Annotated in this window: 20 protein-coding genes; 11 read left to right on the top strand and 9 right to left on the bottom strand. The window is 66.4% G+C overall.

Annotation, left to right across the window (positions count from 1 at the left end; all coding sequences use genetic code 11):
• Positions 1 to 19 precede the first annotated feature (19 nt).
• Positions 20 to 1,120, bottom strand: a complete 1,101-nt coding sequence (locus O3I_RS16090) for a hypothetical protein (protein ID WP_014983995.1) — start codon at positions 1,118 to 1,120, stop codon at positions 20 to 22.
• Between the two features lie 434 nt (positions 1,121 to 1,554).
• On the opposite strand from O3I_RS16090, the gene O3I_RS16085 reads away from it, so the two are divergent.
• Together O3I_RS16085 and O3I_RS16080 are read left to right on the top strand one after the other, a co-directional pair.
• On the top strand, positions 1,555 to 1,962 hold the full coding sequence (locus O3I_RS16085) for a winged helix-turn-helix transcriptional regulator (RefSeq protein WP_141692325.1): 408 nt from the start codon (positions 1,555 to 1,557) through the stop codon (positions 1,960 to 1,962).
• On the top strand, positions 1,959 to 2,714 hold the full coding sequence (locus O3I_RS16080) for an NADPH-dependent F420 reductase (protein ID WP_081594006.1): 756 nt from the start codon (positions 1,959 to 1,961) through the stop codon (positions 2,712 to 2,714). The genes O3I_RS16085 and O3I_RS16080 overlap by 4 nt, the downstream gene beginning before the upstream one ends.
• 147 nt (positions 2,715 to 2,861) lie before the next feature.
• On the opposite strand, the gene O3I_RS42685 is transcribed toward O3I_RS16080, so the two are convergent.
• The 4 genes from O3I_RS42685 to O3I_RS16060 form a co-directional block, all read right to left on the bottom strand.
• The gene (locus O3I_RS42685; RefSeq protein ID WP_167829144.1) at positions 2,862 to 3,503 is read right to left on the bottom strand and encodes a methyltransferase family protein; all 642 of its coding nucleotides are present in this window, start codon (positions 3,501 to 3,503) and stop codon (positions 2,862 to 2,864) included.
• A 130-nt stretch (positions 3,504 to 3,633) separates the two neighbouring features.
• Entirely contained in the window at positions 3,634 to 4,899 is a 1,266-nt protein-coding gene (locus O3I_RS16070) for a serine hydrolase domain-containing protein (protein WP_171904522.1), read from the bottom strand.
• Positions 4,900 to 4,963: 64 nt separating this feature from the next.
• The gene (locus O3I_RS16065) at positions 4,964 to 5,725 is read right to left on the bottom strand and encodes an ABC transporter permease (RefSeq protein WP_014983990.1); all 762 of its coding nucleotides are present in this window, start codon (positions 5,723 to 5,725) and stop codon (positions 4,964 to 4,966) included.
• Positions 5,725 to 6,516: an ABC transporter ATP-binding protein gene (locus tag O3I_RS16060; RefSeq protein WP_041563883.1), complete on the bottom strand. Its 792-nt coding sequence runs from the start codon at positions 6,514 to 6,516 to the stop codon at positions 5,725 to 5,727. Before O3I_RS16060 ends, O3I_RS16065 begins: the two co-directional genes overlap by 1 nt.
• 174 nt (positions 6,517 to 6,690) lie before the next feature.
• Between O3I_RS16060 and O3I_RS16055 the strand changes: the two genes are divergently transcribed.
• Entirely contained in the window at positions 6,691 to 7,575 is an 885-nt protein-coding gene (locus tag O3I_RS16055) for a class I SAM-dependent methyltransferase (RefSeq protein WP_014983988.1), read from the top strand.
• 509 nt (positions 7,576 to 8,084) lie between these two features.
• On the opposite strand, the gene O3I_RS16045 is transcribed toward O3I_RS16055, so the two are convergent.
• Positions 8,085 to 9,518 (bottom strand): cytochrome P450, encoded by a 1,434-nt coding sequence (locus tag O3I_RS16045; protein ID WP_081594302.1) that lies wholly within the window; start codon positions 9,516 to 9,518, stop codon positions 8,085 to 8,087.
• A 153-nt stretch (positions 9,519 to 9,671) separates the two neighbouring features.
• Between O3I_RS16045 and O3I_RS16040 the strand changes: the two genes are divergently transcribed.
• The 6 genes from O3I_RS16040 (at position 9,672) to O3I_RS16015 (ending at position 15,571) form a co-directional block, all read left to right on the top strand.
• A complete protein-coding gene (locus O3I_RS16040) occupies positions 9,672 to 10,238 on the top strand; it encodes a DUF6790 family protein (RefSeq protein ID WP_051066957.1) in 567 nt (188 codons plus the stop codon).
• Between the two features lie 224 nt (positions 10,239 to 10,462).
• The gene (locus O3I_RS42680; protein WP_014983984.1) at positions 10,463 to 11,068 is read left to right on the top strand and encodes a PadR family transcriptional regulator; all 606 of its coding nucleotides are present in this window, start codon (positions 10,463 to 10,465) and stop codon (positions 11,066 to 11,068) included.
• Positions 11,068 to 12,840 (top strand): sulfatase-like hydrolase/transferase, encoded by a 1,773-nt coding sequence (locus tag O3I_RS16030; RefSeq protein WP_014983983.1) that lies wholly within the window; start codon positions 11,068 to 11,070, stop codon positions 12,838 to 12,840. The genes O3I_RS42680 and O3I_RS16030 overlap by 1 nt, the downstream gene beginning before the upstream one ends.
• Before the next feature lie 33 nt (positions 12,841 to 12,873).
• Positions 12,874 to 14,193, top strand: coding sequence for an MFS transporter (locus O3I_RS43815; RefSeq protein ID WP_014983982.1), 1,320 nt, complete (start codon positions 12,874 to 12,876; stop codon positions 14,191 to 14,193).
• Positions 14,190 to 15,074: a formylglycine-generating enzyme family protein gene (locus O3I_RS16020; RefSeq protein WP_014983981.1), complete on the top strand. Its 885-nt coding sequence runs from the start codon at positions 14,190 to 14,192 to the stop codon at positions 15,072 to 15,074. Before O3I_RS43815 ends, O3I_RS16020 begins: the two co-directional genes overlap by 4 nt.
• A 74-nt stretch (positions 15,075 to 15,148) precedes the next feature.
• Positions 15,149 to 15,571, top strand: coding sequence for a MarR family winged helix-turn-helix transcriptional regulator (locus O3I_RS16015; protein WP_014983980.1), 423 nt, complete (start codon positions 15,149 to 15,151; stop codon positions 15,569 to 15,571).
• On the opposite strand, the gene O3I_RS16010 is transcribed toward O3I_RS16015, so the two are convergent.
• Genes O3I_RS16010 through O3I_RS46795 form a run of 3 tightly spaced genes read right to left on the bottom strand, consistent with a single transcriptional unit; the run spans position 15,568 to position 17,749 of the window.
• On the bottom strand, positions 15,568 to 16,722 hold the full coding sequence (locus O3I_RS16010; RefSeq protein WP_014983979.1) for a M20 family metallopeptidase: 1,155 nt from the start codon (positions 16,720 to 16,722) through the stop codon (positions 15,568 to 15,570). The genes O3I_RS16015 and O3I_RS16010 overlap by 4 nt on opposite strands.
• Before the next feature lie 14 nt (positions 16,723 to 16,736).
• Positions 16,737 to 17,618, bottom strand: a complete 882-nt coding sequence (locus O3I_RS16005) for a polysaccharide deacetylase family protein (protein ID WP_014983978.1) — start codon at positions 17,616 to 17,618, stop codon at positions 16,737 to 16,739.
• Positions 17,615 to 17,749 (bottom strand): hypothetical protein, encoded by a 135-nt coding sequence (locus O3I_RS46795; RefSeq protein ID WP_272944298.1) that lies wholly within the window; start codon positions 17,747 to 17,749, stop codon positions 17,615 to 17,617. The genes O3I_RS16005 and O3I_RS46795 overlap by 4 nt, the downstream gene beginning before the upstream one ends.
• A 114-nt stretch (positions 17,750 to 17,863) precedes the next feature.
• Here O3I_RS46795 and O3I_RS16000 point away from each other — a divergent pair, with 114 nt between their 5' ends.
• A complete protein-coding gene (locus tag O3I_RS16000) occupies positions 17,864 to 18,679 on the top strand; it encodes an IclR family transcriptional regulator (RefSeq protein ID WP_014983977.1) in 816 nt (271 codons plus the stop codon).
• A gap of 121 nt (positions 18,680 to 18,800) precedes the next feature.
• Complete coding sequence (locus O3I_RS15995; protein ID WP_237748307.1) at positions 18,801 to 19,898, top strand: NADH:flavin oxidoreductase/NADH oxidase; 1,098 nt, start codon at positions 18,801 to 18,803, stop codon at positions 19,896 to 19,898.
• The last annotated feature ends 14 nt before the right edge of the window (positions 19,899 to 19,912 follow it).

Raw genomic sequence — 19,912 nt, 5'->3', positions numbered from 1 at the left:
TCCTTTCTCCGCGTGGTTCTTAATCCTTGAAACGACGATAGAGCTCACTCACCGCATTGCGCAGCTGCCGTTCTTCCACCCCAGAAGACAAGCGTCGGTCAAGTATCTCGGTCAACCGCACACGGAACACTGGCGATGGCGGTTGGAGCATCCATAATATTGGGAGTGCGGTGGCGGCAAGATACCCTAGGTAGGCGTCATTGAGTACGGCGGCATCGCGCAGAATTCCGGAATACAGCTTCGACGTGGCAGCGGGCAGAGAAAAGTCGCCGGGTAGCCGCTGACCGCTGCCGTAAGTCAGCAGAGACCACGCTTCATTGCGCGCAATAATAGGATTGGTCTCGACCTCACGTCGGTAGCGCAGCACGACATCCGGGTCGCCGTCGCGGAGAACGCCGCCGATAGTGAGGCTGCGATGGATGAATGCTGATCGAATATCGTTTCTATCGGCCGGTGCCCGTTCAACTGAGCTGTTGTCGAGCTCCCCGTACTTCGCGATCTTGTGGGCCAGAACGCCAATACCTACGATGTCAGCTGACGAGGCCGACTCCCGGCCGCCGAGACGAAGCTTGGAGGCGCTGACCAGTACCGATCGGTCCTCGCCGAACAGATTGTCCGGACCGGTTGCGAAAACGGCATCAATCGATGGGTCATGTCCTCGAACCCACCCCAACGCCAAACGTCGTTTCAGCTGAGTTGTGTCGCAGGTGATGATTGCCGCTGCTACACCAAGCGCGTTGCTCATGGCAGAGATTTGGACACCCTCACCTCGGGGCAGACGAACGGTGATCCCGGACGTCGCGAAGACGTGCATATACTGTTCGACTCGCAAGGCGAAGGCCCGACCCTCCAGATAGGCGGCTAACGTCGGCACAACATCGAGCAGCAGCTGCAGGGTCGCACCAGTCGACTTCGCCGCCCAGCCGGGATCCTTCCACAGCCGGTTCAGGGTTGTCGAAGGGATCTCGGCTAACGCCACCACGTCTGCGAAGCCCAGGCCGGCACGTTGGGCAAGATCGCACAATGCGACCGGCTCGATCAGAAAGCCGGCCTGGGCGTTCGTCCCCCCGGGATCTGCAACCGGTGGAGGTACGCCCCGCGTTTTTCCATACTTTTGCATAGCCCCCCAAGCTCGCAGTGATGATCCGTCAAGCATCACCGGAAGGCTCGGCTTCCCGCAATCGGTACAGGTCGAAAGCAATGTGACTTACAGCATTTCGAGCAAGAGAAGTGGTATGGATTACTCAATTGCGGTGACCTCTACACGGACCTGCAGAGGTGCCCGCCTGGCCCGACCGAAGCAGGACACCGATGACGTGCAACGACGCGCCGTCGGCGCCAAGCCCGTGACCTGGTCTGCGCCCATTTGGTGGCCAGCCGCGATTCGCACACCGGCGATCCGGTGGAGCCTGCCCGCACCTGACAGCAGCCGCGACATCCGCCCGCCCCGGGAGCACACAGACTGAGCCGACTGACCAGGTGGTAGCCGAGGCTTAACGGGAACGGTCCCGATATGCACCGGTCGGTAGGAAATGACCGTGCACCATGGTCTGCATGAACCGAAATGGTGGTCCGGAGCAGTTGCTGGCGGATTGTCAGCTGCGTGCGGTGGTCGATCTGTTCACCCACCGCTGGGATCTGGTGGTGCTCGCCGCCCTGCACGACGGGCCGCACCGGCGCGGCGCGCTGCACGAGCGGGTCGGCGGGCTCAGCGACAAATCGCTGACCGAGACGCTGCGGCGGCTGTTACAAGCGGGCCTGATACAGCGCCAGCGGTTCGGGCAACGGCCGCCACGGGTCGATTACGCGTTGACGGCGCTCGGCGGAAGTCTCGTCGACGGGCCGGTGCGGGAGTTGGGGCGGTGGATTCACGAGAACGGGGACGCGTTGCTCGCGGCCCAGGAGCGCAACGACAGCGCCGCAAGCGATTTCGAACACGAGGACAACGGGAGCGCGCAATGAGGACTGTAGGCGTAATCGGTATCGGCATGATCGGCGGCACGCTGGCACGGCTGCTCGCGGCGAACGGATATGAGGTCGTCGTCGCCAATTCGGGCGATCCGGCGGCCTTGACCGAGGAGTTCGCCGACCTGCCGGGCATCGAGCCGGTCTGGGCCCGGGTGGCGGCCACCGACACCGACCTGACCATCGTGAGTGTTCCCTATGCGGCGGTCCCCCGGCTGGCCCGCACCGTCTTCGCCGACACGGCCGGCCCCGCGGTGCTCGACACGGGCAACTATTTCCCGCAGCGCGACCTCGCCCTGCCCGGCTTCGACACCGATACCGTCGACAGCGTCTGGGTAGCGCACCAGCTCGGCCGTACGGTCTATAAGGCGTTCAACACCATTCACGCATTCCTGCTCGAACAGGCGGGCCGACCCGCCGGCGCCCCCGACCGCATCGCCCTGCCCGTCGCCGGCCCCGTCGGTGCCGAGAAGCGAGGGGTGCTCGACCTGGTAGACGCCGTGGGATTCGACCCTGTCGACGCGGGCGAACTCGAGACCTCATGGCGGCAACACATGGACACCCCGGTCTTCCTGGCCGAACTGGAGCCCGCCGGTGTTCGCGCCGCTCTCGACCGAGCTGAGCCGCAACGCCCCGACTTCATCATCGACCCCGCCCGCGTCGCCGCCCAAGACGACCTCGCCCGCCGCTGGCACCCCTCCGAACGACTGCGAGCCGGAATGATGCGCGCCTACGGCATCGCCCTGTGAACACCTTCCGCCGAGCGACGCAGAGTCAAAGAGGTAGCGAAAGTCCTTGGTGCGCAACACTTAGCAACTTCTTCGCACGAGGAAATCGCGGCGACACCGATTCGCCTCGACCGCTGACGCCGTTGACTCGCGACGATCCGGAACCGCTCACCAGACGTGCGGAACCAGGCGATACTCGATCCGGCGGGCGAACTCGGCGTACTCGTCGGGAAACGCCCGCCGCAGGAGTTTCTCCTCGTAGCGGATCCGCACCAAGAACAGCGGCAATATGACAGCGAAGACGACCAAGCCCCACCAGGATCCGAGCGCGACGGGCATCCCGGCCTGGTAAAGAAGGGTTCCGGCGTGCATGGGATGGCGGACGGTAAGGCGGGGTCCGGCCGAACCCATCCGCAGCTTGTGCGCCGCTGCGGTGGTACCGGACGTGGCGCCCGACCACCGAGTGGCCATTTGCCTAACCCCGTAGGTGATCAGCAGTCCCGCAACGACGAGGAGGTCGGCGGCGAGGCTGATCCAGAACGGGATCGATGACCAGCCGAATCGGTGGTCGAGGCCGGGGACGACGAGCAGCGCAACAAAGCCCAGCGATACAAGGGATTCGGCGAACCGCCGACTCGTCCGGGATTCGACCTGAGGTCCGGCCGACTCGCGCGGCGGCCGCGGTCCCGGCGCACGCCGACCGGCGGAATACATGATCGCAACGCTGTAGCTGCCGAACATCGCCGCCATCATGACCCAGGCCTGCCAGTAGAAAACCGTCCAGGCCGAGAGGAAAATGATCGCTCCCATCATGGCAACTGTCGCCGCCACTGCGAAGATGTACGACACGTACAGTCTGATCATTGCTCTGCGTCCAACCGCCCAGTCCCGCGAGACCCTTCGAGTTTATCCGTCCCACAGAAGGCCTGTCAGTGCCAGTTCATCCGAGGCAGGTTCGGACGGCTTGGGCCAGGTTGGTGGCGCGGGGATCGTCGGGCCGGAAGTTCCACAGGTTCGGGATGTAGGCGAAGCCGACGCCGGCGTCGGGGTCGGCGAAACCGATCGAACCACCGGAACCGGGGTGGCCGAACGAGGACGGGCCGAGCATCGGCAGTGGCGGGCAGGCGCGCCAGAAACCCAGGGACATATAGAAACTGCGGTCGGCTGGGACGTCCAATCCGGATGGCAGCCCGTGCATCCGGGTCTTGCTGGTCTGGACTTCGATCGCGTTCGCGACCGTGGACGGGTCGAGCAGGCGCATACCGTCGACCTCGCTGACCGTGGCGGCGTACATCCGCGCGACCGAGCGCGCGTCCGCGATCATGTTGGCGGCCGGGAACTCCGCGGCCCGCCATGCCCGCGTGGTGTAGTACGCGGTCGCGGGGTCGGCCATGTTGTCCAGCGCGCCACCGAGTGATCCGGCGCGCAACGAGACCGCGTCGGGTCCGAACCCGGCGTTCATCCAGGCCGTGACCGTATCCGCGTCCAGCCCAGTGCTTTTGATCATTCCTGCGGTCAGTTCTTCGACGCTGAAGGGGTCGGCGTAGTCGATCCGTGCGATACGGTGCTCGTGCTCCTCGGGCAGGCCGATCCAGGCACTCAGCCCCAGCGGGGCCGCGACCTCGTCGGCGAAGAACCTGCCGAGCGATTTGCCGGAGATCCGCCGCACCACCTCCCCGACCAAGTGGCCGTAGGTGACCGCGTGATAGAGGTGCTCGGTGCCCGGCTCCCACAGCGGCGGCTGCGCCTCGAGCGCGCGAATGACCGGATCCCACGCGCACGCCTGCTCGAAGGTGAGCGGGCCGTCGACGACCGGCAGCCCGGCCTGATGAGACAGCAACCAGCGCACCGGAATTCGGTCTTTGCCGTGCGCGCCGAATTCCGGCCAGTACTGGACCACCGGGGCGTCGAGATCGAGCTGACCACGCTGAGCCAGCAGGTGGGCGCAGATCGCGGTAGCGCCTTTCGTCGTGGAAGCGACCCGCACGACCGTGTCTTCACGCCAAGGCTGTTCGGCCGCAACATCATCGGGACCGGCCACTTCACGACCAGCGACACCGTCCCACAGGTCGACGACGCGGCGACCGTCCACGTACACACAGCACGCGGCGCCGCGCTCACCGAAGTTCTCGAAGTTCGCGCGGAACGCGTCGGCGACCTTTCCCCATCCGTCTTCGACACCATTCTGGTTCATTGCACTTGTCATTGCGGTAATCCTTTTCTGAGTGGGACTTCGAACTGGTTGCGCACCCTGCGATCAGGTCGTGCGGTCAGGAGATCTTGCGGCGGTAGGTCGACGCGGCGACGAGGTAGGCGACGACGAGGATGCCCACACACCAGCCCAAGGCGATCCAGACATCGGTGCCGACCGGTTGCCGGCCGAGCAGATCGCGAAGCGTATCGACGATCGAGGTCACCGGCTGATGCTCGGCGAAGGCGCGCACCGGGCCGGGCATGGAATCGGTGGGTACGAAAGCCGAACTGATGAACGGCAGGAAGATCAGCGGGTAGGAGAATCCGCCCGCGCCGTCCACGGTCTTGGCGGTGAGCCCGGGGATGACGGCGAGCCAGGTCAGCGCCAGGGTGAACAGCAGCAGGATGCCTGCGACGGCGAGCCATGCCAGCACATCGGCACTGGAACGAAATCCCATGAGCACCGCGACGAGCACGACGACCACGAGCGAGATCACGTTGGCGACCAGTGAGGTCAGCACATGCGCCCACAGGATCGACGAGCGGGTGATCGGCATGGACTGGAATCGCTCGACGATGCCGTTCTTCATGTCCAGGAAGAGCCGGTAGGCGGTGTAAGAGATGCCCGATGCGATGGTGATGAGCAGGATGCCGGGCAGCAGGTAGGTCACATAGGAATCGGTCCCGGTCTCGATCGCGCCGCCGAAGACGTACACGAACAGCAGCATCATGGCGATCGGGGTGATCGCGGTCGTGATGATCGTGTCCGGGCTGCGCAGGATATGACGTAGGGACCGTCCCAGCAGGTAGCCGGTGTCCCCGAAGAAGCGGGCGTTCATCATCGGTCCTTATCGGTCTGTGCCGCGGAGTCGTCGGCGCCGACCAGCGCGAGGAAGACGTCTTCCAGGCTGGGTTGTTTCTCGACGTATTCGACCTCGGCGGGCGGGAGTAGTTGCTTGAGTTCGGCCAGGGTCCCGTCGACGATGATCCGGCCCCGGTGCAGGATCGCGATGCGGTCGGCGAGCTGTTCGGCTTCGTCGAGATACTGCGTCGTGAGCAGTACCGTCGTACCGTTCTCGGCCAGCGCTGCGACCGTCTGCCATACCTCGATCCGCGCCTGCGGGTCGAGCCCGGTGGTCGGCTCGTCGAGGAAGATGATCGGCGGGTTCCCGATCAAACTCATGGCGATATCGAGGCGCCGGCGCATACCCCCTGAATAGGTTGCGACTTTGCGCGTGGCCGCGTCGGTCAGCGAGAACTGCCCGAGCAGGTCATCGGCGATCTTGCGCGGATTCTTCAGGCGGCGCAGATGCGCGATCAGCACGAGATTCTCACGCCCGCTGAGCATTTCGTCCACAGCCGCGAACTGGCCTGTGAGACTGAATGATTCGCGCGCCTGCTCCGGTTGCGTGGTCACGTCGAAGCCGTGCACGGTGGCCGTTCCCGCGTCGGCCCGTAGCAGTGTGGACAGGATCCGGACCAGTGTGGTCTTGCCCGCGCCGTTCGAGCCGAGCAGGGCGAAGATGCTGCCGCGCGCCACCTCGAAGTCCACGCCGCGTAGTACCTGCAGATCCTTGTAGGACTTTTCCACGCCCCGAACCCGGATCGCGGGCGCCGGCTGCGGTGTCATCGAATGATTGGTCACGCACCAACCATCAGCGTCTGGCCTGACATCGTCCTGACACCGCGCTGATACGGGTCATGTCGGCAAAGCCCCGCGCTGGTTCATCCCCGGCCGACTCGGCAACACCCGATGTGGCCGAGTTCATGGTGCTCGGGTCGGATTCGTGAGTAGGTTCCGAATATGGAGAACGAGGGACCGAGCCGGACTGCGCTCGCGACTGCTTACGCGCGTGCCTATCACCAAATCGCTGATCAGCCCCGGATTCTCACGGATCCCCTGGCGGTGCCGCTGCTGGGTGTCGGGGTGGATGAGCTGACGAAAGCGGGGCGGCCCGCGGCGAATCGTTCCGATAGTGATGATGACCTGGGACTTCTGCGGCTCGGCGTCAGCGATCGGCCCCGGCGGCTGTTCTTCGCCGCTCGTTCCCGATTCGCCGAGGATCGGGTGGCCGAAGCCGTCGCGGCGGGCCTGCGACAGGTCGTGATCCTCGGCGCGGGTCTGGATACCTTCGCCTACCGCAACCCGCACCCCGGGCTGCGGGTATTCGAGGTCGACCATCCCGCGACCCAGGCGTGGAAACGGCAACTGCTCGCCGCAGCCGGTATCGACCTGCCCGAACTGTCGGCTTTCGTACCGGTCGACTTCGAAACCGACCTGCTGGCAACCGAATTGGCGAGTGCCGGATTCAGCCGGTCCGAGCCGGCCGTGTTCGTGTGGCTCGGCGTCGTCTTCTATCTGACGCCCGACGCCGCCACCGCCACCCTGGAATACATTGCCGGTCAAGCGGCGCCGGTCGAGGTGGTCTTCGACTACCTGGCGGACACCGGCGCGAATCGCGCGGAGTTGCTGGCACGCGCAGAGCGGGCGGCAGCTGTCGGCGAACCTTGGTTCAGCTACTTCACTCCCGACGACATCGCAGCACAACTGCGCGCGCTAGGCCTCGCCGAGGTCGAAGACCACGCGGCCGCGGACCTCATCGCCGGTTACCTCGGTGGGTCCGCGGACTTCGAGGACGATCCCCAAGCACTGCGGCCCGTCCGCATACTGCGGGCGAGCCGCCCGTAAAGCGCAGGGCGAGCGAAGAACTCAGGACCGCACGCGAATAACGGTCTTGCCTTTACGTCGTGTGGTCGGGTTCAGCGCGGGGATCGCGTCATCGAGTGACGCGACCGTGCCGATGTGCGCACGAAGCCGCACGGCAGGGCGTCCTGGAATCCATCGACGAATCCCGTTGCCTACTCACCACATTCCCGGACACACCGCAATACCTCGCGTACAATATCGCGCTCTTGCCGATGCCATACACCCTGCTGGAACCCGCCGAGGTCGCACAGCACCTGCGCGAAATGGCCGAGCGCGCCGCCACCGCGACCGCTCACCTCACTGAGCCCTGAGCCGCCCGTTCCCATTGTCCGCCTTCGTTACCTGAGCTTGCCCAGAAGAGCAGGCCCCGTCGGCACGATTTCTGTCTCGCGCGATGGCATGATCGAGTTCCATTGCTACACAGAGGCATTCGCTCGGATCACACTTGGGGCGGAATAGATCAGGAGCCGCACCCGGAGCTCACTGACCGCTCACGCGGTGTTGCTGGTTCGGGTGGTTTGGGGTGCGCGGGCGGTGACTTGCATTCGCAGTTGCCGAGGTTGGGGTACTACGGCAAGGGTGGGGCTGGTGTCGGTGCCGGGGACGGTGTGCAGCTGCCATCGGGCCGCGATGGTCGCCAACGCGAGGGTGGCTTCGGCCAGGGCGAAGGTGTCGCCGATGCATTTGCGGGCGCCGGCGGCGAACGGCAGCATCGCGTCACGCGCGGGTGGCGTGCCGCGGTCGGGGGCGAAGCGGTCCGGATCGAAACGTTCGGGGTCGGGATACAGGTCGGCTCGATGCTGGATCAGGTATGAGCTGTAGATGACGGTGGTGCCGGCGACCAGCGAATGTCCGCCGAGTTCGGTGTCCTCGGTCACCGTCCGAGTCTGCAGCCAGCCCGGTGGGTGCAGGCGCAGGACTTCGTCGATCACCTGGCCGGTGAATTGCAGACTCGGCAGGTCCGCGCTGACCGCGGGACGGCCGGCCAGCACGGTGTCGACCTCGGCGTGCACGCGGGCAGCGAACTCGGGGTGCTGGTCGAGCAGGATCAGCGCCCAGGCCAATGTCGCGGCACTGGTGTCGGTGCCCGCGAAGAAGAACGTGAGCACCTGATCGACGATCTCGCCTTCGGTCAATCGCCCGCCGCCCTGACTGTCTTGGGCAAATACCAAGGCCGAGAACAGATCACCGTGATCGTCGCCGGCGGCGCGGCGCGCGGCCACCAGTTCCCCGAGGATGGCACGTGCCTCGGCCGCCGCCTCGATGCAGGCCCGATTGCCCACGATCGGCCACCGGCGCATCCACTCCGGCACGATCGCGTGCCGCATCGCACCGGCGAAAACGGCTTCGACGTCGTGCAGGAGCCGTTCCTGGGTCGCCTCCGAGATCGCTTGATCGAACAGTGTCGCCGCGATCACCCGGGCGGCGAAGGTGTGCAGTTCGGCTTTCACATCGACGACCTGACCGTCCGGCCAGGAGTCGACCAGTTCGGCGATCTTCTGGGCCATCACGGGCGTGTACCCGGTGAGGCGCTTGGCATGGAACGCTGGTTGCAGCAGCCGGCGTTGCCGTCGATGTTTCGCGTGCGGGCACGTCGCCAAGCCCTCCCCGACCAGTTCGCGCCCGCTGTCGAACAACGGTCCGCCTTTGTCGAAGATGCGGTCCTGACGCAGTACCTGCCTGGTCAGCTCGAGATCGCAGATCACCACCGCCGTCATCGGCCCGAGGCCGATCCCCACCAGGTCACCGTGCGCGGGCAGAGAAGTCATGAACCCCAACGGATCTCGTAGCAGCGACACCAGATGCCCCAGTACCGGCAGCCGGCCCGGCGCCACCGCGATCGGCGCAGCCGTGTGCTTTCTCGCAGCGCTGTCGACCGCGACGACAGGCCCTCGGCCCGTCACCCGGCGAATCGCTTCTACCATCCACCGATTCGGTGACCGCTCGTCCATGACCGACTCCCTACCGCAAGACCACCCACCATTGTCGGCAATCCCGAACGGCACCACTACCACCCGACGGGGTGGATTTTCATCAAGTCTTGCGCGGTTAATATTAACTATGCAAGACTCATGGGTATGAGCACACCGACTTACCTCACACAGACCGCCCTCCCCCTGATCTGGCCGCTCGTCGCGGTCGTCGGCGCTGCCGTCCGGACTCGGCACAGCACCTCCCGTCAGGCCACCCTGGAGACCTGGCAGCGGTGGTGGGCCGTCGCGGCGCTGGGCTTCGGCAGCTTGTGGATGACGATCGCGTTCCTGACCATCCCGGAACAGATGGCGACGTCCATCGGCTTCGCCGCCACACCGTTCCAGTTCGAAATCGCCTTCGCCAACCTCGGACTCGCCGTGATGGGCTTCCGCGCGGCCGCATCCTCGGCCACGGCCCGCGAACGCATCACCGTCGGCCTCGGCGCCGGAATGTTCTTGTGGGGCGCGCTGATCGGCCACGTCTACCAGTGGTTCGCGCACGGCGACCACGCTCCGGGCAACACCGGCGGCGTCCTGGTCTGCGACCTGCTCTTCCCGGCGGTGCTGATCGCCCTCGCCTGGTACTCGCAGCGACTGGCCACCAACGAAACAGCAACCGCCACAGGCCCGTCGAGCAACTCCGCACAGGAGGTCGGCAGCCTGCGGGCGTGAACAGCCCGGTCGTGATCAGCGGCGGAATCGGTGCCATCGGCATTCGAGCCGCCGCCGACGCGCAGCTGCCGCAGGACAAGATCGCCGAAGACACGCCGCGAGTGCGACTTTCGCCGACACGCCCGAAATCGCCTTCACACCAACGCCTTCCGATGGCGCCCGCATCGAGAGCGCTATATGCTTTTGCATCTAGGTGCATCCGCACCTAAGTCAGAGAGGGCGCGATGAAGCTCGAATTCCCGCTCCTGGGGCTGGTGGCAGCCCGGGCCATGAGCGGCTACGACATCAAACGGTGGTGCGAGGTGGAAGGCAAGTTCGTCGGCCTGGACCGCCACGGCAGCCAGATCTACCGCGAATTGAACCGGCTGCAGGCCGAAGGCTCGGTCGAGTCGCGGACCGATCCCCGCGACGGCGGACCGGACGCGAAGATGTACACCGTCACCGACGCCGGGATGCAACGGCTCCGGCACTGGGTGCGGTCCCCGTATGTGCCGCCGCGCCGATTCCAGGATCCGGAGTTCGCGTTCCGGCTCCGCGTGGGCATGATGCTGCGCGAACCCGGCATGCTCGACCTCGTGCGGGAAGAGCTGGCCGCGCGACGCGAACAGGTACGGCTCAACCGAAATCGCCCGTACGACACCGAGACCGACGCCGACCGCGCCGATATCGATGCCGAGGCCTTGGATTTCATCGCCCACCAGATCCGGCACCAAGGCGAGCGGCAGATCGACGAATGGATCGCGTGGCTCGAGCAGTTACAAGAGGTGATGCGAGACCGTGCGGACGCCGCGGCGACCGAACGCTCCGGCCGTTCGAAGGCGAGCAGCTGATGCGCGCGGTCCTGATGTTGTTCGACAGTCTCAACCGCCGGCTCCTGCCGCCGTACGGCTCGGACTGGGTGCACGCCCCGAACTTCACCCGGCTCGCCGCACGCACCGTGCGGTTCGACCACTGCTACGGCGGCTCGATGCCGTGCATGCCCGCCCGCCGGGAGATGCACACCGGCCGCCACAATTTCCTGCACCGATCCTGGGGACCACTGGAGCCCTTCGACGATTCAGTACCCGAAATGCTTTCCGCCGCTGGGGTATACCCACATCTGGTGACCGACCATCCGCACTACTGGGAGGACGGCGGAGCGACCTATCACACCCGCTTCCGCACCTTCGAGTTCTTCCGCGGCCAAGAAGGCGACGCGTGGAAGGGCCAGGTCGCCGATCCGCCGCAACCGCAGAGCCCCCGCCGCGTCCGCCACCAGCTGTGGCGGCAGGATCTGGTGAACCGGCAGTACCTGACCGAGGCGGCCGATCACCCACAGATCCGGACCGTGCACGCCGGGCTGGAGTTCATCCACGCCAATCACACCGAGGACGCGTGGTTCTTACAGATCGAGTGCTTCGACCCGCACGAGCCGTACTTCTCCCACCGCGAGCACCAGCGCCACTACCCTGCCCTGGACACTCCGGACGAGGCCCCGGCGTGGCCCGATTACAAACGGGCGACCGAGGATTCGGAAACCGTGCAGCGCATGCGGGCCGAGTACGCGGCGCTGTTGACCATGTGTGACGCGTCGCTGGGCCGGGTCCTCGACCTCTTCGACGAGCTGAACCTGTGGGACGACACGCTGCTGATCGTGTGCACCGACCACGGCTTCCTGCTCGGTGAGCACGGCTGGTGGGGCAAGAACGTGCAGCCCTGGTACGACGAGAACATCCATACGCCGCTGTTCGTGTGGGATCCGGTGGCCCGTACGCAGGCGGGCACCTGCCCGGAACTGGTGCAGACGATCGACTTCGGTCCCACGCTGCTGGACTTCTTCGGCCTGGAGCCGACCCCGGACATGCGCGGGCGGTCCCTGCTGCCGCTGCTGCGCGAACCGGCACCGGGCCCCCATCGCACCGGCGCGCTGTTCGGCATCTTCGGCGGACACGTGAACGTCACCGACGGCCGCTATGTGTACCTGCGCGCCCCGGCCGAGCCGGGCAACGCGCCGCTTTTCGAGCACACGCTGATGCCTACGCACATGGCATCCCGTTTCACCCCAGTGGAATTGGCGGACGCACAACTCGTCGACCCGCTCCCGTTCTCCAAGAGTGTCCCGGTGCTGCGGGTGCCCGGCTTCGCCGTCGGCGACCCGTTCACCTTCGGTACGGCTCTGTTCGATCTGGAAAGTGACCCGCATCAAGAGAATCCGCTAATCGATGACGATCTCGAGTTGCGCATGGTCACGCTCCTGCTGGAACTCATGCGGGCGCACGACGCGCCTGAGTCTCAATTCACCCGGCTCGGCCTGCCGCTCGACGGACCCGCCGATTCGCGACATCTGCGGGCCCGCGCGCAACTGCAGAACTATCTGGAAGCCGTTGCGCCGCTACCGGTCCCGGCGGACTTTCCGCCCGGACGCCCAGGCGTGAACACACCGATCACCGATCTGCTCGCGGCCGCGAGCACCCGCGCGATCGTCGAGGCCGCGCTCGGTCCGGCGATCGCCGACATCGCCGCGCAGACCGGCTCGGCCACCCTGCTCGACCTCGCCGACTTCAGCCCGATGCTGACCAGGCGAATTCTCTTTCAGCTCGATCGGGCACTGGCCGCAAGCTGACCGGCCTTCGCCCCACTCCATAAGAGGCACACCATGACAGACACCGTCGTATCGGCGACCCCGGCACGCACCGCCACGCACGTCCCGCACCGCTGGCGCAAACTCGCCCTCGTCGTCGCACCGCTCTGGGCCGACAACAACGAGTCCAGTGTGCTCAGCACCCTCGCCCCGGTCATCGTCACCGCGGTCGCCGCCCCCGCGGCGGCGGTCGGCTATCTGACCTCGATCGGCAAGTTCATCAGCGTCGTCTGCGGACCGCTGTGGGCGTGGGTGGCGCGCCGGACGAACCGCAAGACCGCCTTCGCGATCGCCTCCGGACTCGCCGGAATCGCCACTGCCGCAACCGGTCTCGCACAGAACTATACCCAGCTCATTCTGTTGTACGGACTGTCCGCCGTGTTCATCGCCGCGGCACTGCCGATCGCCAGCGAGATCACCGCCGACCTGTTCGACGACGAATCCCGCGGTCGCGCCAATGGTTACACGTGGGGCGTGATCTCACTGCTCGGCTCGCTGCTCGGACCGCTGATCGGGCAGTTGTCGCGCGTGCCCGACGGCTGGCGCTACGGGTTCTTCGCCTGGGGCGCCATCACCATCCTGACCGCCGTGCTGCTGGCCGTGTTCTTCACCGACCCCGCCGTCGGCGCCAGCGAAACCACCGCGCCGCCCACCGACGACAACCAGATCACCTGGGCCAAAGTACGATTGATGCTGCGGATTCCCACGTTCACGCTCATGCTGATCCAACGGCTGATCTCGGGTCACCTGCTGATCGCCAGCTTCGGCATCGTCTTCCTCGTCCACACCTACGGCTTCACCACCGCGGTCGCTTCGATCGTCACCCTGCCCTTCGGCATCGGCTACCTGTTCGGCACCTTCGGCGGCAGCCTGGCCACCGACTTCCTGCAGAACCGGCTGCCGCGGACCGGACGCATCATCGTCCTGCAGTTCGCCCAGCTCGGCTTCGGGGCCGTCGCCCTGGTCGGCACCCAGCACGACTGGGGCGGCATCGAGATCTTCGCCGGCTTCTGGGCGGTCCTGGGCTTCCTGCAGGGTCTCAATCCCGGGGTGAACCGGCCCATCGTGGCCGCGGTCGTGCCGCCCGAAATGCGCGGCGCCGCTTTCGCATTGCTACTCTCGGTGTTCGAGGCCCTCGCCTACGCGCTGTTCAACCTCGCCGCCGGACTGCTCACCGACGTGATCGGCCTGCGCGGGGTAATGCTGTGGATCCCAGGCGTTCTCATGCTCGTCAACGCCGCGTTCTGCACCCTGCTCTATCGCACCTATCCACGCGATGTCGAACGGCAACGCGCCCTGCTGGCCGAGCGGGCCCGAACCACGGCGGCCGGATGAGTTCCGCACGGCACCCGATCGAACAGGCACACGTGCCCGGCGGGATCTTCGAGATGGGCGATGCGCACCGCGACGGATTCCACGCCGACGGGGAGACGCCCGTACACACCGTGGCACTCTCGCCGTTCACGATCGATACGACCACCGTCACCAATGCCGCGTTCGCGACATTCGTCGAGGAGACCGGATATGTAAGTGACGCAGAAAGATTCGGCTGCTCCCCCGTGTTTCACCTCGTCCTGGCCGCCGAGCCGGGCGATCTCCTCGGGAGTGACCCGCGGGCACCGTGGTGGATCGATGTGCGGGGCGCCGACTGGCGGCATCCGGAGGGACGGCATTCGAGCATCGCGGACCGGGCCGAGCACCCGGTCGTGCAGGTGTCCTGGTTCGACGCCGTCGCCTACTGCGAGTGGGCCGGACGGCGTCTCCCGACCGAGGCGGAGTGGGAATTCGCCGCTCGCGGCGGCCTGCCGGGGGCCCGATATCCATGGGGCGACGAGGCCCCGGGCGCCGGCGGCGAGTGGCGCGCGAATATCTGGCAGGGCACGTTCCCGACCGACAACACCCAGGAGGACGGATATCTGACCACCGCGCCGGTGCGCTCGTACCGGCCCAACGGGTACGGGCTGTGGCAGATGGCAGGCAACGTCTGGGAGTGGTGTTCGGATCGGTTCTCCCCCAACACCTATGGGCACGACGCCCGGACAGGGCACGTGCGCGATCCGCAAGGCGCTTCGGCCGGACAGTCACGGGTATTACGCGGCGGTTCGTATCTCTGCCACGACAGCTACTGCTCCAGATATCGCAATGCCGCCCGCTCCTCGAACACCCCCGATGCCACCATGGGCAACGCGGGGTTCCGCACCGTCGGCGCGGGGTGAGCCCGCACGGCGAATGGACACCCGAGAATTGTGAGGTTAATATTAACCAGTAAAGATACTGGTAAACTCGCCCCATGGACGATGGACTCGGCGATCTACTGCATCGCGTGGTGTTCTTGCTCGGCGAAGCCACGCGACGGCGGGTGGACAGTTCGGGCGGGTTGAGCTACAGCCAGATGCGACTGCTCGGCACCCTCGAAGAGAACGAGCCGATGACCCAGCACCAACTGGCGCAAGCGCTTTCGGTGTCCGACCCGGCGATCAGCCGGGCGCTGCGTCCGCTGGAAGCAGCCGGGCTGATCCGGATCACCCCCGACCCCGAACACGGACGACGACGACTGGTCAGCACCACCGAAGCAGGCCGCAACGCCTTCCACACGAGCGGTAAACCGCTCTACGACGAACTGCGCACCGGCCTGCTCGCGGCGGGCTTTCCCTACGAGCGCTATCTGCGCGACACGATCCGGCTGGCCGAGATCCTCGAGCGCGACCGCTAGCTTCGAGCGATCAGCCGGGCTCGTACCGATGCCGATTGCGCGATATCGGCAATGGTGAGCGCCATGGCCAGCCCGGCGTCCCGGACGAACCGGTCGCCTTCGGGACCGCCCGCCGCCACGGCGAACGCGGCGGTGTGATTGCCGTCCTCCGGCGGCAGATCGAAGGCGAGCATCGGATGGATCGCCGGAATGCGCAGCGAAACATTGCCCATGTCGGTCGAGCCGAACATCTTGTCGGGGTAGTCGGGGAAGGTCCGCCCGATCGCCTTCGCGTTCTTCTCGAACGCGGGAGCCAGGTCGGGATCGTGCCGGAACTCCCGGTAGATCGACGGCAAGGACGTGTACTCGACCGTGGTGCCGGTGGCGATCGCGCCCGCGTCGAAGCACGGCCGCACCTGTTGCCACACCTCGTCGACCTCCGCGATGGTGTCGCACCGGATCATGCAGTCGACCACCGCGCGGTCGGGGATGACGTTCACGGCCTTGCCCGCCTCCTTGACCACATGATGCACCCTGATGCCGTCGCGCAGTTGCTGCCGCAGCAGGCCGATCGCGGTCTGCGCCACGACGGTCGCGTCCCCCGCGTTCAACGAGCTCCACGGCCGCGACGCGTGCCCACCGCGACCGGCGTAGGTCACCTGCCAGGAGCGCGAGGCACGCAACTGCGGAACCACGACGTTCTTGAGCGTGGGGTGCACCATCATGGCCGCGTGCGTGTTATCGAAAACGCCACGGTTGACCATGATTTCCTTGCCGGTGCCCTGCTCCTCGGCGGGTGTGCCGAACACACGCACGGTGAGTCCGAGTTCGTCGGCGTAGGGGGCCAGCGCGAGTGCGGCGCCCACCGCCGCCGCGGCGATCACGTTGTGCCCGCAGCCGTGGCCGATGTCGGGCAGTGCGTCCATTTCCGCGCAGATGCCGAACGCCAGCTCGCCCGATCCGGTCGAAGCGACGAATGCCGTCGGCAGGTCGGCCACGCCCTTCGCCACCGAGAACTGTCCGCCGTCCACGAGCGCGGCGACGATCGCCGCCGACGTCTCGTGCTCTTCGAAGGCCAGTTCGGGATCGGCGTTGATGCGATGCGACAGCTCGAGGACCGAATCCAGGTTGTCCTCGAACGAATTACGGATGCGGGTGTGGATATCTGTCATGATGGCAAGCTCTTTCAGCTCAGAACGTGGTCGGCGACCTGGGCGTGGGTGGCGAACCAGACGCCGTCGTGTGCGGTGATGTATTCGAGCAACTCGGCCAGGACCGCGATGCGGGACCGGTGCCCGATGCAGTGCGGGTGCATGGTGAGCTGGAAGACGCCGCCCTCCGCGTAGGCGACATCGAACTCATCGCGCCAGATCGACAGCACCCCACGAGGTGTCGTATAGGGCCGCAGCGCGGTGAAGCGGTCCATCGTGAAGTACGCCAGATCGTCGCGAATCCATTCGACGGGCAGTTCCACCACACCGGTGGGTTCCCCGTCGGCGAGGATCTCGTAGCAGTCGTCGTCCGCCATCAGCGACGAGTCGTAGGTCAGGCCCAGGTCACGGATGATCTGCAACGAGTGGGCGGAGAAATCCCACGACGGCGTGCGGATGCCGACCGGGCGTACGCCGGTGAGCCGTTCGAGCGTGTCCGCGGCCCGGAACGCGAGTTCGCGCTCGACACCGGGCGGCAGATGGGTGTTGCGCTCGTGGATCCAGCCGTGCAGCGCGACCTCGTGTCCGGCGGACACATACGACTTCGCCTCACCGTCGTGCAGCAGCGCCGAAACACCGGGCATGAAAAAGGTCGACGGTGCGGCGAACCGCTCGAGCAGCCGCAGGACTCGGGGCACGCCGACACGGGAACCGTACTCGCCCTGAGACAGCTTGCCCGGCAGCACTTCCCCGTCGCGCAGCGGGATCGTCTCGTGATCGGAGTCGAACGACAGCGTCACCGCGACTTTCGCGCCGCCGGGCCACGATTGCGGGCGCAGCACGCGCCCGGCCCGCACCTTCTCGACGTGTCCACGCCAGTCCGCCTCATCCCATTCCCACGGCTGCTGCTCGGTCACAGTTCCTCCAAAATGTTGTGGTGCTGCGGCTTTCGCCGCATGACGCCGTCGGCACCGATGACGACGGCCGGGTCCAGTTCTTGCGACACCGTCGCGAGCCGGGACGACGCCCCCCCAATCGTCAGCTTCATGCCGCTCCGTTCCTCAATGTGGTACGCCGTTTCGCATCGTAGACCGAAGGCCGATCCGCGTAAAGTGTGCCGACAGGCGAAACGGTGGCGCGCCCCTTGGTACGCTCACCCACCATGGACAGCACCGAGGGCGCCCCCGACTCCCCCGTACAGGACGTGCCGAGCAGCAGCGTCCGGACGATGAACAGCGTGCTCAGCACCCTGCGCGTCTTCGAAGAAGTAGCTCAGCGCCAGCCCGTCGGGGTCTCGGAACTCGCCCGCGCGACGCAGATTCCGAAGAGCTCCGTGCAGCGGTGCCTGGTAACGCTGCAGCAGGCCGGCTGGCTGAAAATCGTGGACTCCGACCGTGCCCGCTGGGGCGTCACGACGAAGGTCCTGACCCTCGGACTGCGCAGCGCCGGCGAACAGGATCTCCGGAAAGTGGCCGCGCCCATCGTCAAACGACTCGCCGCCGAAACGGACGAAACCGTGCTCCTCGGCGTGCGCGACGGCGACGAGTACGTCATCGTGGCCCGCGAGGACACGACCCAGCCCGTGCGGGTATTCCAGGAGATCGGCGCGCGAGTGCCACTGCGCGCGACCTCGGCGGGCGTGGCGATCATGGCGTTACTCGACGACGGCGAGATCGACGATCTGCTCCGGACCGAGCTGACGGAATTCGCCGAGGCCGAGGTGGCGCCCGCCGCGGAAATCCGGCAGGAGATCGCCGAGACCGCGAAACGCGGGTACGCACTGCATGGTTCGTCGTCGTGGTATCGCCCGCACGTGGCCTCGATCGGCGCGGCCATCACGGACGCGGCCGGCCATCCCATCGCCGGACTCACCCTGCCGGTGCCGCAGATGCGCTACAACCGGACCCAGGAGAAGACCTTCGCACCGCTGGTGACCGCGGCCGCGGCCGAGATAAGCCGGCTGATCTCGGCCGGTTGAGTTGAGTTGAGTTGAGTTGCGCGGTGATGGCCATCACACGCAGCCGGGATTATCGTAATACCGTCATACTGTTGGTCAAGGCATGCAGTACCGTGCAGACGAGAAGGAAGGCCGACACGAAGTGAGTTCGATAGTGTCCGGAACGCGATCCGACGTGGAGTTACGCCCGCTGCGACTTCGGGAAGTCACGATCCCCAACCGGCTGTGGATGTCCCCGATGGCCCAGTACGCCGCCGGGGCGGACGGCAAACCCACCGACTGGCACCTGGTGCATTACGGCGCACGGGCCGTCGGCGGCGTCGGTTTGATCATGGTCGAGTCCGCGGCGGTGGGACCGCTGCATCGCACCACCGCCGCGGACCTCGGCATCTGGAACGAGGAGCAGGCGGCCGAGCACCGGCGGCTGACTTCGTTCATCGCCGAACGCGGCGCGATACCCGGCATCCAGCTCCTGGCCGCGGGCCGGAAGGGGTCGCACCGCGTGCCCTGGGACGGCGAAGGGCAGAACGGCCCCGTGGGCGTGACCGAGGGTGGCTGGGCGTTGATCGCGCCGTCAGCGATTCCGTTCGGCGATCTGAGTATGCCGCGCGCAGCCGATCACGCCGAGATCGACGAGGTGGTCGAGGCGTTCGCACAGGCGGCGCGGATGGCCGATCTGGCGGGGTATCAGGTCGTGGAGATCCATGCCTCGCACGGCTATATCCTGCACCAATTCCTGTCTCCGCTGTCGAACAATCGGACCGACGAATACGGCGGCAGCCTGGTGAACCGGATGCGCCTGCCGCTTCGGGTCGCTCGCGAGGTCCGGGCCGCCTTCCCCGCGGACAAGCCCGTCTTCGTTCGCATCACCGCCACCGACTGGATCGAGGGCGGCATCTCCGTCGACGAAGCGATTACGTTCGCCAAGGAGCTGGCGGCAGTGGGCATCGACCTGCTCGACGTCACCTCCGGTGTGCTGGTGCGCGACCTGCAGGCGCGACCGCCCGCGGACGACGGCGTCAACGTCGCCTTCGCACACGCGTTGCGGGAAGCGTCCGGACTCGCGGTCGCCCCGGTCGGGCAGATCGCCGAGCTGGCGCTGGCGAGCGAGATCATCGCGACCGGCCGCGCGGACGCGGTGCTGATGGGACGTGCGCTGCTGCGCGATCCGTACTTCGCGCTGCGCAGTCGTCCGCACGATCGAGCGGCTTGGCCGCAGCGATACCACCGTGCCTTGTAGATCCACTCACCGAG

It is taken from the genome of Nocardia brasiliensis ATCC 700358, from assembly GCF_000250675.2.
Lineage (GTDB): Bacteria > Actinomycetota > Actinomycetes > Mycobacteriales > Mycobacteriaceae > Nocardia > Nocardia brasiliensis_B.
This window is presented reverse-complemented; position numbering and strand designations above follow the sequence as displayed.

Bases quoted from the DNA above. Each gene is read 5' to 3' on its own strand.
- O3I_RS16090 (WP_014983995.1), bottom strand. From the start codon at position 1,120: ATGCAAAAGTATGGAAAAACGCGGGGCGTACCTCCACCGGTTGCAGAT.
- O3I_RS16085 (WP_141692325.1), top strand. From the start codon at position 1,555: ATGAACCGAAATGGTGGTCCGGAGCAGTTGCTGGCGGATTGTCAGCTG.
- O3I_RS16080 (WP_081594006.1), top strand. From the start codon at position 1,959: ATGAGGACTGTAGGCGTAATCGGTATCGGCATGATCGGCGGCACGCTG.
- O3I_RS42685 (WP_167829144.1), bottom strand. From the start codon at position 3,503: ATGGGAGCGATCATTTTCCTCTCGGCCTGGACGGTTTTCTACTGGCAG.
- O3I_RS16070 (WP_171904522.1), bottom strand. From the start codon at position 4,899: ATGACAAGTGCAATGAACCAGAATGGTGTCGAAGACGGATGGGGAAAG.
- O3I_RS16065 (WP_014983990.1), bottom strand. From the start codon at position 5,725: ATGAACGCCCGCTTCTTCGGGGACACCGGCTACCTGCTGGGACGGTCC.
- O3I_RS16060 (WP_041563883.1), bottom strand. From the start codon at position 6,516: ATGACACCGCAGCCGGCGCCCGCGATCCGGGTTCGGGGCGTGGAAAAG.
- O3I_RS16055 (WP_014983988.1), top strand. From the start codon at position 6,691: ATGGAGAACGAGGGACCGAGCCGGACTGCGCTCGCGACTGCTTACGCG.
- O3I_RS16045 (WP_081594302.1), bottom strand. From the start codon at position 9,518: ATGGTAGAAGCGATTCGCCGGGTGACGGGCCGAGGGCCTGTCGTCGCG.
- O3I_RS16040 (WP_051066957.1), top strand. From the start codon at position 9,672: ATGAGCACACCGACTTACCTCACACAGACCGCCCTCCCCCTGATCTGG.
- O3I_RS42680 (WP_014983984.1), top strand. From the start codon at position 10,463: ATGAAGCTCGAATTCCCGCTCCTGGGGCTGGTGGCAGCCCGGGCCATG.
- O3I_RS16030 (WP_014983983.1), top strand. From the start codon at position 11,068: ATGCGCGCGGTCCTGATGTTGTTCGACAGTCTCAACCGCCGGCTCCTG.
- O3I_RS43815 (WP_014983982.1), top strand. From the start codon at position 12,874: ATGACAGACACCGTCGTATCGGCGACCCCGGCACGCACCGCCACGCAC.
- O3I_RS16020 (WP_014983981.1), top strand. From the start codon at position 14,190: ATGAGTTCCGCACGGCACCCGATCGAACAGGCACACGTGCCCGGCGGG.
- O3I_RS16015 (WP_014983980.1), top strand. From the start codon at position 15,149: ATGGACGATGGACTCGGCGATCTACTGCATCGCGTGGTGTTCTTGCTC.
- O3I_RS16010 (WP_014983979.1), bottom strand. From the start codon at position 16,722: ATGACAGATATCCACACCCGCATCCGTAATTCGTTCGAGGACAACCTG.
- O3I_RS46795 (WP_272944298.1), bottom strand. From the start codon at position 17,749: ATGAAGCTGACGATTGGGGGGGCGTCGTCCCGGCTCGCGACGGTGTCG.
- O3I_RS16000 (WP_014983977.1), top strand. From the start codon at position 17,864: ATGGACAGCACCGAGGGCGCCCCCGACTCCCCCGTACAGGACGTGCCG.